Source organism: Pseudomonas uvaldensis, assembly GCF_021271205.1.
In the GTDB taxonomy this organism is placed as follows: Bacteria; Pseudomonadota; Gammaproteobacteria; order Pseudomonadales; family Pseudomonadaceae; genus Aquipseudomonas; species Aquipseudomonas uvaldensis.
In genome coordinates, this window is the sequence record NZ_JAIWKS010000003.1 from 306,466 (window position 1) to 319,496 (window position 13,031).

At 60.9% G+C, this 13,031-nt stretch carries 13 protein-coding genes; 7 read left to right on the plus strand and 6 right to left on the minus strand.

Translation table 11 applies throughout. The features are described from left to right. Positions 1-83: 83 nt before the first annotated feature. Positions 84-455, plus strand: a complete 372-nt coding sequence (locus LCU97_RS07835) for a PH domain-containing protein (protein ID WP_053152448.1) — start codon at positions 84-86, stop codon at positions 453-455. A 42-nt stretch (positions 456-497) separates the two neighbouring features. Here the strand turns inward: LCU97_RS07835 and LCU97_RS07840 are convergent, their stop codons facing one another. Genes LCU97_RS07840 through LCU97_RS07850 form a run of 3 tightly spaced genes read right to left on the minus strand, consistent with a single transcriptional unit; the run spans position 498 to position 1,887 of the window. After that, on the minus strand, positions 498-902 hold the full coding sequence (locus LCU97_RS07840; RefSeq protein ID WP_232776061.1) for a DUF488 domain-containing protein: 405 nt from the start codon (positions 900-902) through the stop codon (positions 498-500). A 32-nt stretch (positions 903-934) separates the two neighbouring features. Continuing rightward, positions 935-1,174: a pyocin S6 family toxin immunity protein gene (locus LCU97_RS07845; RefSeq protein ID WP_232776062.1), complete on the minus strand. Its 240-nt coding sequence runs from the start codon at positions 1,172-1,174 to the stop codon at positions 935-937. Between the two features lie 8 nt (positions 1,175-1,182). Next, positions 1,183-1,887, minus strand: a complete 705-nt coding sequence (locus LCU97_RS07850; protein WP_232776063.1) for a colicin E3/pyocin S6 family cytotoxin — start codon at positions 1,885-1,887, stop codon at positions 1,183-1,185. 140 nt (positions 1,888-2,027) lie between these two features. Between LCU97_RS07850 and LCU97_RS07855 the strand changes: the two genes are divergently transcribed. Beyond that, a complete protein-coding gene (locus LCU97_RS07855) occupies positions 2,028-2,573 on the plus strand; it encodes a DUF4256 domain-containing protein (RefSeq protein ID WP_232776064.1) in 546 nt (181 codons plus the stop codon). A gap of 56 nt (positions 2,574-2,629) precedes the next feature. Here the strand turns inward: LCU97_RS07855 and LCU97_RS07860 are convergent, their stop codons facing one another. Both LCU97_RS07860 and LCU97_RS07865 read right to left on the minus strand, forming a co-directional pair. Then, positions 2,630-3,217, minus strand: a complete 588-nt coding sequence (locus tag LCU97_RS07860) for a hypothetical protein (RefSeq protein ID WP_053152456.1) — start codon at positions 3,215-3,217, stop codon at positions 2,630-2,632. 119 nt (positions 3,218-3,336) lie between these two features. Continuing rightward, on the minus strand, positions 3,337-4,212 hold the full coding sequence (locus LCU97_RS07865) for a LysR family transcriptional regulator (protein ID WP_232776065.1): 876 nt from the start codon (positions 4,210-4,212) through the stop codon (positions 3,337-3,339). A gap of 115 nt (positions 4,213-4,327) precedes the next feature. Here LCU97_RS07865 and LCU97_RS07870 point away from each other — a divergent pair, with 115 nt between their 5' ends. From LCU97_RS07870 to LCU97_RS07890, 5 genes are all read left to right on the plus strand, one after another. Beyond that, positions 4,328-4,747, plus strand: a complete 420-nt coding sequence (locus LCU97_RS07870) for an ester cyclase (protein WP_232776066.1) — start codon at positions 4,328-4,330, stop codon at positions 4,745-4,747. 3 nt (positions 4,748-4,750) lie between these two features. Then, on the plus strand, positions 4,751-5,818 hold the full coding sequence (locus tag LCU97_RS07875; RefSeq protein ID WP_232776067.1) for an SDR family oxidoreductase: 1,068 nt from the start codon (positions 4,751-4,753) through the stop codon (positions 5,816-5,818). A gap of 266 nt (positions 5,819-6,084) precedes the next feature. After that, positions 6,085-6,918, plus strand: a complete 834-nt coding sequence (locus LCU97_RS07880) for a response regulator transcription factor (protein ID WP_232776068.1) — start codon at positions 6,085-6,087, stop codon at positions 6,916-6,918. Further along, positions 6,918-9,320, plus strand: coding sequence for a hybrid sensor histidine kinase/response regulator (locus tag LCU97_RS07885; protein WP_232776069.1), 2,403 nt, complete (start codon positions 6,918-6,920; stop codon positions 9,318-9,320). The genes LCU97_RS07880 and LCU97_RS07885 overlap by 1 nt, the downstream gene beginning before the upstream one ends. A gap of 1 nt (position 9,321) precedes the next feature. After that, positions 9,322-11,682: a TonB-dependent receptor gene (locus LCU97_RS07890; RefSeq protein ID WP_232776070.1), complete on the plus strand. Its 2,361-nt coding sequence runs from the start codon at positions 9,322-9,324 to the stop codon at positions 11,680-11,682. Here the strand turns inward: LCU97_RS07890 and LCU97_RS07895 are convergent. Further along, positions 11,666-12,751 carry a sensor domain-containing diguanylate cyclase gene (locus LCU97_RS07895; RefSeq protein WP_232776071.1) on the minus strand — a complete coding sequence of 362 codons (1,086 nt, stop codon included), beginning with the start codon at positions 12,749-12,751 and terminating at the stop codon, positions 11,666-11,668. The two genes, LCU97_RS07890 and LCU97_RS07895, sit on opposite strands and share 17 nt — an antisense overlap. Between the last annotated feature and the right edge of the window lie 280 nt (positions 12,752-13,031).

A 13,031-nucleotide genomic window follows, 5' to 3' on the forward strand; every position in this document is an offset into this window, starting at 1 on the left:
TGATATCTCTGTCCGCTCACGCAGAATCCGGTAGCTCGGGCCCGGCAAGCCTGGAATGCTTTCAACTCGACAAGGACCGACCCATGATCGACTTCAACAACAAAGGCTTCTTCAAGCTCAAGCAAAACGACGAATACGCCGAGCGTGTCACGGCGCTGCTGCTGGACGGAGAGCAGGTCATCGATGCCTATAAATCCATGCGCGACGGCGTGGTCTTCACCAATAAACGCATCATCGCGGTGAACGTGCAGGGCATTACCGGCAGCAAGAAAGACTTCACATCTCTGCCTTATAAAAACATCGTTGCCTACTCGATCGAAACCTCCGGCACGTTCGACCTGGATTCCGAACTGGAAATCTACTTCTCGTCCCTGGGCAAAGTAAAATTCGAATTCACGGGCAAGACGGGCATCGTTGAAATCTCCAGACTGATCTCCAAGTACCTCCTGGGCTGATTGCCCAGGGCCTTGCTGCTGTGTTCCCGTAGGGGCCTGCCGCTAGCGCCCCGGAAACTCTGGCAGATAACAAGCGGGCGAACTCATGTCGCCCCGTTTTTCCAACTCATCCTCCAGCCATTCGGCCAGCACCGCTGCGTTGTTTTCAACCGTGGACCTGGCCGTGTACACCAGCGTCAGGTTGCCGTTGCGGGCGAAGTCCACCAGCTTCCACCAATGTTGCGGTTGTGCGGTCAGTTCCTGGCGGTAGGCCGTCCTGAATTGCGCGAAAGAAAGGTCGCCTGTCTTGAAGGCTTTGCGCAATGCGTGGGAAGGCGCGACGTCGGGCAGCCACTCGTCGATGGACAACTCGTCCCTGCGGCAATTGCGCGGCCACAGGCGGTCGACCAGGATGCGTTTGCCGTCATCCTGGGCGGGCGCGTCGTAGGCTCGTTTGCAGTGGATCATGGTGGCGGGCCTTCAATGTCTAGTTAAACCGGTTAAGTCTCAAGACCAATAAATAGCTTTAAGTCAGTCGGAATCGGTTCGCCGACCATTTTTGATATTGCCATCGCCTGTTCGTCCGTTAGTAGCCATTCGCCCTCTGCCATTGCATTGATATCTTTGTGACCCAGTATTTTTAGAATTTCTTCGATAAAAGAAAAGTCCAGGTAAAGCTCAAATTTGAGCGAATCATCTACGGAGCTGTCTGCCAGAAAGCCGCTTACGCATATGTTCATAAATACACCTATTTCTCTATTTTTCTACCCGGTTTGGCTGGTTTGGTTTGCATGCCTGTTTCAGCATCAAACTCACCTAAATGCTTTCCCTGCCTATCGTAAATTTCAACCGCTCCATGTTGGCTGTCCCACTCGTAGATACGTCCTTTTTTATCTTTCCAGCGCCGACGAACTGCTCCACCGCCCTGTACCCTTGTTTTGGAGTCTACTTTTGTTGCATCTGGGAAGGCCGTCAGACTTCTCGGTGGAAGGTGATACTTATGGTCCCCGCCAAAGGGCCGGGCGAACACCACATAAAGCGACTTCAATCCCGTATCCGCAGGAAAAACCAGAATACAGTCGTCTGCAGTAATATCCTCTCCCGGCAGCCCATCAATCTGGCTGTCGACATCTTCCGGAATCGGATGCACGAGGATCGTACCCAGTCGTTCGCCGATGTTTTCGGGGAAAATCAGCGGTGGGATCGACCCAAGCGGTCCATGTTGAGGTGTCCATAGAATGGTGAGGCCATTGAGCTTGGCCTCCATTGCGGTTTTGTCGGCGTTCCACGCCACTTGCACCGTGCGCACCGAATCGTCGCCCGCTGCGCGGCTATGGATGCCATAAACCTGCAACGCACCTTCCGGGTCGCTGCGAAATTGAAAGCGCACCCGCGTGGACGCGTGATCTATGCGACGTAATTGATCGTCGCTGTAAAGCGTGCCGTCAGCCAATTTGGCATTGCAATCCTTGCAGTTTATCCAGGCGGGCTATTCTGGTGAGGGCTGGCGCGACCGGCAACGGAAGGACCTTTGCGGTATATGTCAGGTCTTGGGAACGATCAGCGGAACTCCAAACCAATGGACCTCACCCCATGAAAAAACAAGAACAAACCGCCCTGCTTCAAACCCTGAAGTCCCGCTTCGAAAAGAACCCCCATCGCCACCCGGACCTCAAATGGTCCGACGTCCAGGCCCGGCTCGAAGGCAACCCCACCGCCCTGAACACCCTCCAGGCCATGGAGGCCAGCGGAGGCGAGCCCGACGTGATCGGCCACGACAGGAAAACCGGGCGCGTCACGTTCTGCGACTGCGCCAGGGAAAGCCCCGCCGGCCGCCGAAGCCTCTGCTATGACCGTGCTGCCCTGGATGCTCGCAAGGAAAACAAGCCCCAGGGCAGCGCATTGGACATGGCCGCCGAGATGGGTGTGGCGCTATTGACCGAAGAGCAGTACCGCGAACTCCAGGCGCTGGAGGCGTTTGATTTGAAAACGTCCAGTTGGCTGGCGACGCCCGCCGAGGTGCGGGCGCTGGGTGGGGCGATATTCGGGGATTGCCGTTATGGGCGGGTGTTCATCTACCACAACGGGGTGCAGTCGTATTACGCGGCGAGAGGGTTTCGCGGGATGTTGCAAGTGTGATCTGAGCTGGGGGGCGAGACGGTGAGTTCGACGGTCCCCATTCAGTTCATTGCCAGTCACGGCAACCAGTGCCACGTGCCTCCCGCCAGCCTCGGCAAGGTATAGGGCAGACACACCTCGATCAGGCGACGTTCGTTAACGTAAGGCGCGAGGTATCCCCAAAGTGCAGCATGCTCGCCGTTAGAGAGAAACGTGGTGTCCATGACTACTCTGGGTACGTAGACGTCATTTACACCGGCTTGCCCACCCCCCTCAAGCTCATGTGCGACGGAATCTGCGGCGGCTTGAATGTTATGTCCAGGTGCAGGGGTCTTTACATCGAACGGCTCGCCGTTGCCGTCATAAAAGTCGACAGTGGCATCGTCGCCTCGCCTGACAGGCCAGGGAACGGCTCGGTACCTGACAGCGGCCAAGGCGGCCAATCCCTCCAGGTGCCTGGGAGTCCCATTCTCGACCATCAATTCATCAAAGTTGCCGGGGGAAGGGAGCCGGGTGAGTACCTGCGCGGTCAGGGGAGCATTGAATAAACCTGCCGGAACGGTATAAGCCGCCGTTCGGACAACCCGAAACAGCCTGCCTAAATGCGGCATGACGGGATCTACCGCCAGATGACCAAACGGATTGATGTCGTCGTCCAAGTCCATGATGGAAAGCGTCCTTGTGTCCCGGTTTGAACCATTTAGCCTAGATGAAAAAAACGTTTGCGCAGTTCGTAAGTAAAAACGAGACAGGCTAAAGCACGGGACCTCGCCAGCCTTTCCACTCAGTCATTTCCCTCGGATACGCTCTCAAGCAACACCTGCTCCAGAATTCCGAAAAAACATTTGATATGCGCCTGCTTCAACGCCTGGGGCCGGCTCACCAGGTAGACCTCCAGATCGGGAATAGGCAACTGGGCAAACACCTCGACCAGGTCCCGTGCCAAGATACGGGGCAGAACGCCTACCCCCAGTCCCCGCCGCACCGCCTCGAGCTGTGCGGTGAACGAATTCACGCTGATCTGCGCGCGCGCCAGGCCGGCGGCTTTTGCCGCGCGCATTTGGGGCAACATGTCCAGAGGGGGAAGCAGTCCGATTGGGGGCGCAGTGGCAGGTGTCAACCCAGGTAACCGTTCGAGGTAGCTGGCCTGCGCAAAGACGCCGTAGGCGACCCGGCCTATGGATTTGTAAATCAGCGAAGGCTCGCCCAAGTGAGCGGTGCGAACCGCAACGTCAGCCACGCCGCGGACGATCTTGTGGAACTCGGCGCTCAACTGCAGCTCCACCGAGCAACGTGGATGCAGGGCTGTGAAGCGGCTCGCGGCTTCCAGCACTGAGGACGAGAATCCTTCCCCGGCACTGACCAGCACACTGCCACTGAGCTCTGCCTGTCGCCCGGGCAGGCTCGCAAAGGTCTGTCGCCGCAACCCCGCTTCTGCCGCCAGGGCAACATCCACCAGGGATTGGCCTCGCGAGGTCAACCAGCAACCTTCGACGCCCCGCTCGACAAGCGGCTCACCCAGGGCCGCCTCCAACTGAGTCAGCCGGCGGGACACCGTAGACGCCGCGATCCCCAACAACTGCCCCGCTTGAAGAAAGCTGCCACGTCGCGACACCGCCAACAGCAGCCGAAGATCGTCCCAATTTGCTTGCGATGCCATGCGTCCCGTCTTCCCTGATCTGCATATATGCAAAGCCATTATGCAGCAGTCGCTGTTTTTCGAAAGCGGGCCCGACGGTATACCTACGCCCTTCGAAATGAATGGAATGGATTGTATGACCACCGGCCCCAACGACTATGCGGAACGCGCCTCGAGAGCCTTCAATCGCCGTGATGTGGAGGCGATGCTCGCTTTAGTGAGCGAAGATTTCATCTACCTCGACGGCATGGGGGTGCAAATCGGTCGCGAGGCCATGCGCAAACGCGAACTCGCGCTGTTCGAAGCGCTGCCCGATGCCGAAGTAACTCTCACTCCGTTCATGGTCGCCGATGATCGATTGGCGCTGGTCGCTGTCCTGTCCGGCACCTTTACGGCTCCCCTGGTGCTGGCAGACCGCGTGATTCCGCCCCATGGTCGCCCGATCACCACGCACTTTGCGGCGCACTTCATCTTCAAGGACGGGCTGGCGACCCATGAAGAGGTGTTCTTCGACACTGCAGTGTTGCTGCCGTCCTACGGACAGGATGAGGGCTGAACCATGCGCAACGTATTCGTGACCGGCGCCACGGGCCTGCTGGGCAACAACCTGGTACGGGAACTGGTTGCCCGTGGCTGCACCGTCAAAGCCCTGGTGCGCTCCAGGGCCAAAGGTGAACAGCAGTTCAGCGAGTTTCCCGATCTGGAATGGGTGGTCGGAGACATGGCCGATGTCGCGGCCTTCGCCGCCTCGTTACAAGGCTGCGACACCGTGTTCCACACGGCGGCGTTCTTTCGCGATAACTACAAGGGTGGCAACCACTGGGAAGCACTCGAAAAGATCAACGTCGACGGCACCCGGGACCTGCTTCACCACGCTTACCGCGCCGGCATACGACGCTTTGTCCACACCTCATCCATCGCCGTGCTTGACGGCGAACCCTGCTCGTCCATCGACGAGACCTGTCTGCGTGCTGACGCCGATGCCGATAATTACTACCGCAGCAAGATCCTGGCTGACCGCGTGGTGTTGTCATTCCTGGACACCTATCCCGACATGCACGCCTGCATGGTCCTGCCCGGTTGGATGTGGGGCCCCGGCGACATCGGGCCGACCTCGTCGGGCCAACTGCTCAAGGATGTCGTGAACGGCAAGTTGCCTGGCCTGATCCCGGGGAGCTTTTCCGTGGTCGATGCCCGGGATGTCGCCTGGGCAATGATTGCCGCTGCCAGACAAGGCCGGCGAGGCGAGCGCTACCTTGCGGCGGGTCGGCATATCACGATGCGTCAATTGGTGCCGCTGTTGGGACGCGTGGCGGGCGTCAAGACGCCCGATCGACAGCTGCCGTTCCCCTTGTTGTACACCTTGGCTGCGGTGCAGGAGCTTTATGCGCGGGTGACCGGCAAACCGATCTTATTGAGCATGGCCACGTTGCGTCTCATGAGGCGAGAGGAGAACCGCACCTGCTTCAACCACCTCAAGAGCGTGCAGGAGCTGGACCTGAGTTTTCGAGCATTGGAGGTGACCATCGCGGACACGGTGGCGTGGTATCGAGAGCAGGGTGGGCTTGAGAAGCCAAGTGCGCGTGGCGTGAGGAAAGAAAAGCCTGTGGTCATGACTGACTATTGATCTGGATACCGGATCGATGCTGCCTGCATGACCCAGTAGGAGCTACCGGATAAACCCTTGTCTTTCGAGAGACAAGTCTTGCTCCGTGCAGGACCTTTTTTGTCGAGCCTAGAGGAAAGGGCTGTCGTCCATGCGCGACGCCTTCAAGTCTTCACCTGACCTGCCGCTATCGGTATAACGATTTTTACCGATCCATCGATTGCCTTTGCGATACCTTTGCTTTTTCGGCAGGGGCTTGGCAAACGCACGATAAGAGAACGCAGCGTATGGACGACGGGCGATACGAAAGGCGGGCGGCAGGGGACGCGGCTGTGTCATCCGGGCCGCTGCCGCATATCCTGCTTATCGACGATGAACCCGAGGACATCCGGGCAACGGTCGTTCTGCTCAAGGCGCAACCCTGGCGCATTTCCCTGGCCAGCGATGCCCAACAGGGTTATCAGCGTGCGCTGGCATTGCGTCCGGACCTGATCGTACTGGATGTGCACATGCCGCACATGGACGGTTTCAGCCTCTGCCGGCTACTGCGCGAGGCTCCGTCGACCCGGCAGACGCCGATTCTTTTCCTGTCGTCGGCCAACAGCACTTTCGAGCGCCTGGAAGGGTTGACCGTGGGCGGGGTCGATTACATCCCCAAGTCCTGCGCCCCCGAGGAAGTGCTGGCGCGTATCAGGATCCACCTGCAATTGACCTGGCGCGCGCCGCCGGCGAGGCAGGACAACCCGGCGGCACCGGAGCCGGATGGCGACGGGATCGTGCTGCGGGCTGCGATGCGATTGATCGAACACCACCTCGACGACATGCCTTCTCTTGTCGCGCTGGCGCAAAAAGTCGGCACCCATGAGAAACGCCTTTCCCGGATATTTCGCGAGCATCTGGGCCTGACCGTGTTCGCCTACATCCGGGATGCTCGGCTGCGTCGCGGCCAGGAGCTGCTGTCCGAAAGCGCCATGAGCGTGCAGGACGTCGCCGAGTTGATCGGCTTTCGTAATGCCTGCAACTTCACCACGGCCTTCCGGCAGCGAATCGGCATGACGCCCAGCCAGTTTCGCCAGCAGACCCTGGGCATCGCTGATACCGAGTCGGCCGGGTCCGCCTGATGCGGCTTCTGCAGGTTCTATTACTGGTGACGACGCTGCTGGCCGCCGGCCTGTTGTGCGCGGCGCCCGTGGACCTTTGTCAGGCTGATTATCAGGACCTGATGCCGGCGATGCAGATCGTCGAGGACGCCCAGGCGAGGTTGAGCGTGGAGGACGTCGCCCGACTGCCCGAAGCGCAATTTCATGCCGCGACCCCGCAGTGGCCAGCGCAAAGCTACAGCCGCTCGGCCTTCTGGTTGAAACTGCAACTCACCAACTCCAGCGATGTGGCCTGTTCGCGCCTGCTGGTGATCGGCGCGCCGCGCCTGGAAGACATTCGTGTCTTTCAATACGCCGACGGACGTTGGCGGGAGGCCCACGCCGGTGCCGCCTATCCGTTGGCCGAATGGCCCCAGCCGGCGGCGCGGCAGCCGGCGTTTCCAGTTTCGCTGGCGGCCGGACAGGGCGCAACGTTGTTCGTCCGCGTCACCAGCCACTTCCAGATGTTGCTGGAGCCACAGCTGTGGTCCGAGCCGGCATTGCTGCGCAGTCAGCAGCAGACGTACCTGAGCGATGGACTGACCCTGGGCATTGTCCTGCTGGTCGTCCCGTTCGGGCTGATTGTCGGCGCGATCCTGCGCTCCCGATTGCTGACAGTGAATGCCGGCGCGGTACTCAGTTACATCCTGCTGACCTGCCTGGTGAACGGCTACCTGATCTACTGGGCCTCGGCACTCGGCTGGACCCGCGAGTTGCTGGCCGGCGCCAGCGTGATCTCGTTCATCCTGTTCCTCGCCTACATGCGCGTGCTGTTGCAGGTTTCCCGGCTGCCAAAAGTCATTGGTTGCAGCTATTGGGTGCCGCTGTTGGGGTGCGCCTTTGGCCGAGCCTGGTGGTTGAAGGTCGATCCGGTCCAAGGCGCGCAGTTCATCCAACTGTCGCTCTTGAGTTTTTATGCGGTGCTGCTCGCCACGTTGTTCATGGCCTGGCGCAAACGGCTGCGCTACGACTGGATGGCGTGGCTGGTGCCGGGGTTGCTGCTGGGGCAATTGCTGATGCGCTATTTCTTCCCGCAGGAGCAGTTGCCCTGGCAGTCGCCGGAAAGTAAACACAGTTTGTCGTCGACCCTGCCGGGCGTGGCCTTGTTGGTGTGTACGCTGATCATGGAAGTCAATCGCAGTCGCCAGCGGGAAAAGCACGCGCTGTCCAGTCTCGACCAACAACGCCAGGCCGAGCACGAACGCCTGGAAAGCACCGTAGCCCTGCGCACGGCGCAGTTGCGCGAATCCCTGGCGGCCCGCAGTGCCTTGATGGCCCGCATCAGCCACGACCTGCGCTCGCCGCTGGTGCGCATCATCGACTATGCGCGCCTGCTGCACGGCGGGCCAAACCGCGAGTACCCGGCCACCATCGAACGCAATGCCCGCCAGCAACTGGAGTTGATCGACGAGATGCTTGAGTTCTCCCGAGGCGAGCTGGAGCAAATGCAACTGAGCCTGGCACCGGGCTACCTGTACGGCTTTCTCAGGGAGATTGCCGAGGAAGCGGGTTTCCTTGCCGCACGGCAGGGCAACACCTTTGAATCCGATGTGGCCGACGATCTGCCGGCGCTGGTCGAGGCCGATTTCAAACGCCTTCGGCAGATCCTCATGAACCTCTTGGCAAACGCAGCGAAATTCACCCGTAACGGCCAGATTCGTTTTGAAGTGGGCGGTTGTCCGGGCGCCGGCCCTGACACCGTCGAGCTGTGTTTCAGCGTGATCGACACCGGCATTGGCATCGATCCGCAAGAGTTCGAGCAACTGCTGCAACCGTTCCAGCGCGGGCGCAATGCGCAACGCTACGAAGGCAGCGGGCTCGGCTTGTCCATCGTTACGCAACTGCTGGAGCGCATGGGCAGCCGCCTGGAACCACAGGCCACCGGGCAGGGCGGCAGTTGCTTGCGTTTTCGCCTGCAACTCAAGTGCGCTCACGAGCACGACCTCGAAATCGGCATCGTCGATAACCACGCCGCCCCGTTTGACGGCCAGGGCAAGCAAGTCTTGCTGGTGGACGATGTCGAGCAGAACAGCGAATGGCTCTATGACCTGCTGGCCGGCTACGGCTTCGACGTGAGCATCGCGGCCAATGGAGAAGAAGCGTTGGCCTGCCTGGCGGAGCAGCCAATCGATCTGTTGATCAGTGACCAGATGATGCCCGGCATGGACGGCTGGGAACTGCTGCGTCAGGTCCGCGAGCGCTGCCGCCCTCTGCCGGTGATGCTCTATTCGGCAGTGCCGGCGCGCCGGCCACAGGCCTATCCGCAAGACCTGGTGTTCGATGCAGTCCTGCTCAAGCCCGCCGACAGCCGCGAGTTATTGGCGTGGGTCAAGACGCTCACGGGCCTGGACACGGTGCAGCGCACGATGGTCCGGGAGCGCTAGGGTGCTCAATCGGGGTTACCGGCTGCTCTTGCTCGGCGGCTTGGCGATGTTGCCTTGGGCGTCCGTCCATGCCGTGCAAGAGGTTGCGCCGTCGCTCGACGCCATCGTCCTCGACGAAACCACGGTGACCGCCCGCCGTCGCGAGGAAGACCCGCAACAGGTGCCCATCCCGATCAACGTTCTCTACGGCGAGCAATTGGACGAGGCCAACCTGCACACGCTGCAAGATATCCAGCAGCGTGTGCCCGGACTGGTGGTGTCCGGGCATGACGCCCGCTATGCCGGTTTTGGCCTGCGCGGGTTCGGCGCGACCGCCTACAACGATGGCCTGGAAGGCAGTGTCGGCACCTACGTCGATGGTGTGTACCAGGCGCGCCAGGGCATGGCCTTCACCGAGTTGATGGACATTGAGCGCATCGAAGTGCTGCGGGGCCCCCAAGGCACCTTGTTCGGCAAGAACACCACGGCGGGTGCGCTGAACATCATCACCCGCGCACCGACGTTCCAACCCGAGGCCAACCTTGAGGCCAGCTACGGAGACCACGGCCTGCGGGAGTATCGTGGGACGATTTCCGGGGCGCTGCGCGACGATGTCCTGGCGGGGCGGCTGAATGTTTTCGACCGCTCGGAGGAAGGGCAAGTGGAAAACATGGAAAACGGCTCCCGCCTCGGTGACGCCGACAGCCAGGGCCTGCGCGGACAACTGCTGTGGACGCCGACCACGGACTTCAGCGCCCGCCTGATCGCAGACCATGCCCGGCAAAACGAGGCCGGTAATGTGCTGCTGGTCAATCACTACAGCCAGCAGACGCGCAAACGCGCTCAATTTCTCGGCTATCCGCTGTCCGAGCCCGACCCTTATCAACGCGAGGTGCGTATCGACGCACCGGGGCGTCCGAAAACCCTGCAGGACGGTGTCTCGCTGGAACTGAACTGGGATCTGGATGACGCGATGCGTTTTACAAGCATCACCGCCTACCGTGACTGGGACTACCGCGCCGCCCGCGACGGCGACAGCACTACGTTGTCGGTCGCTCAGTCCGAGACGGAACTGGGGCACCGGCAGTTCAGTCAGGAGTGGCGGCTATCGGGCACGGTCGGCTCGTCCATCGATTATGTCGCCGGGCTCTATTATTTGCGCCAGCAGCTCGACCGGGACATCGACGTTCAGTTCGGCAAGGACGCCGCGCCCTGGTTCGTCGGCGATCAGTTGGAGCAACTGCAGAAACTCTACGGCATCACCTTTACCGATCCGAGCCAAGTGCCGTCGCTGCTTCTGGACGGCGCCCGGCAACACTATGACGGCGAGCAGAGGGGTGACAGCCGGGCGATTTTCGGCCAGGTTTCCTGGCGCCCCGTCGACCCTCTCGAACTGACCGGCGGCCTGCGCTACAGTCGGGAGCGCAAGGACGGCTGGGTTTCCCGTGATGTCAGCAACCTTGCGCCGCTGACGGGCTTGCCTCCGATCTTTCAGGGCGGTGGACAATTACTGCGCGACATCGCCCTCGGCCGTGGTTATTACCGCGAGGATTCGATCGAAGAACACAACGTCTCCAGCCTGCTCGGCGCCAGCTACCGCTTCAGCGATGCGGTGATGGGCTACGTCAGCTGGTCGCGGGGCTACAAGGCTGGCGGCATCAACTTCGACGTGGTCGGCCCGTTCACCGCGCCCACATTCGAGCCGGAACGCGCCACCTCACTGGAACTGGGCCTGAAGGTGCGCTTCTGGGACGAGCGGGCCATGCTCGACCTCGCCGTCTACCAGACCGATGTCGACAACTACCAGGCGCTCACCTACAGCCCACCGACGTCGATGTTCGCGCCACCGCTGCGGGACAACCTGATCAACGTCGGCAAGGTCCGCCTGCGCGGCGTCGAACTGGATTCGGCCTGGCAACTGGCCCCCCGACTCACCTGGCGTCTGGGCCTGGCCTGGAGCGATGCACGCTATCGCAGCTTCCCCAACGCACCGTGCCCACCGCAGACCGGCCAATGGACCTGCGACCTCAGCGGTGACCGCCTCTACAACGCCCCGGAATGGAACCTCAGCAGCGGCCTGGACCATAGCCATCCGCTGCCCTACGGACTGGAAGTCTACAGCGGCATCGACTACAGCTTTCGCACCGGCTACTACGGCACCCTCGAAGGTGGGGAAGGCAGCTATCAACCTAGCTACGGCATTACCAATCTGCGCCTGGGGCTGCGCAGCCAGGACCGGGGTTGGGAAGTGGAAGGCTGGATGCACAACGCTTTCGACCGGCACTACATCACCGCCGTTTACTCATTGCTGGGGGCCGGAGACTACGGCGTGATGACCGGCAGCGAAAGAACCCTCGGCACCACCCTCAGGCTTCGCTATTGAGCGAAATAAAACGCGTGGGACAAAACGCCAAGCGGTTGCCGCCGGCCTTCTTCGACAAGTACATCGCCTGATCCGCTTTGCTGATCAGCGCATCCACCTCCTGCCCATGCTCGGGGAAAAATGCCACGCCGATACTCGCGGCGATCTCCACCGTTTGCGCGCCAATCAGGATTGGCGCATTGGCCGCTTGCAACATGCGCTTGAGCAACGGCTCGCAGTCCTCCACCTCCTGCAAACCCACCAGCCCGGCCACAAACTCATCGCCACCGAGCCGCGCCAGCGTGTCGCTTTCACGCAGCGTCGCATTGATCCGCGCCGCGACAATCTGCAACACCCGATCCCCCCAGTCATGGCCGTAACTGTCGTTAAGCGCCTTGAACCCATCGAGGTCGATAAACGCAATGGCGACCTTGTGCTGATGGATACGCGCCTTGCCCAATGCCTGACGCATCCGTTCGGCCAACAGTAGCCGATTGGGCAATTGCGTGAGCGCATCAAAACGAGCATCGCGTTCCAGCAACTGAAGACGTTGTTTCACCTGCGTCATGTCGCTGACCAGCGCCACATAATGCTGAACGTTCCCGTGACGGTCATGCACCGCGCTGATGCTGATGCGCGACGTCATCTCCCGGCCATCCTTGTGACTGCTTTGAATCTCGCCGGACCAATGCCCATGGAAATCCAGCGCATTCTTCATAGGTGCATAGAACGCAGTGAGCCGCCGAACCATGCGATGGGAATTCAGATCCCGGCCCCTGACCTCGTCCTGTCCATAACCGGTGAGCCGCGTGAAGGCCTCGTTCACGCTGATGACCCGGCCGTACGGATCCACCAGAACGACCCCCTCCCGTGCGTGGCTGAAGACCGTTGCTGCCAGCTCCGGGCAAACGGCGCTACCGCGCTGCTCCAGCGTGTCCGCGTCACGGGTTGCCGGCCATGTCCTGGAGTCGAAGCCCTGCCGCGCCAAGTAACCGGCCAGGAACGAAAGCGCCCGGTGCAGTTGGATCAGCGTATTTGTGGCGAGCCTGGAGTTGAGGCAATAGCTACGGATGAAGGTGCGTAGGTTCATGGGCGTTTCACGGTGCTGGCGGGGGAGGGGAGTGCGAGCGAAGGGGGGGATTATCGGGGGGCGGATTTGCCGGGGGCTTTGCTGGAGCGGATGGGAGCTTTGCGGGAGGGGATGGGAGGGAAATATTTTTTGCTGGGCATGCTGTGGGGGCAGCTTCTGAGCTGGCGGAAGTGTTCGGCTGGGTTCCTGTTCCGGTGCTGATCCATGGCATTGCGGCCGCAAATGTGCAGGGCTTGACAGGGCAGGGATACTAGAAGCAATACCGCGGTTAACGCGATGC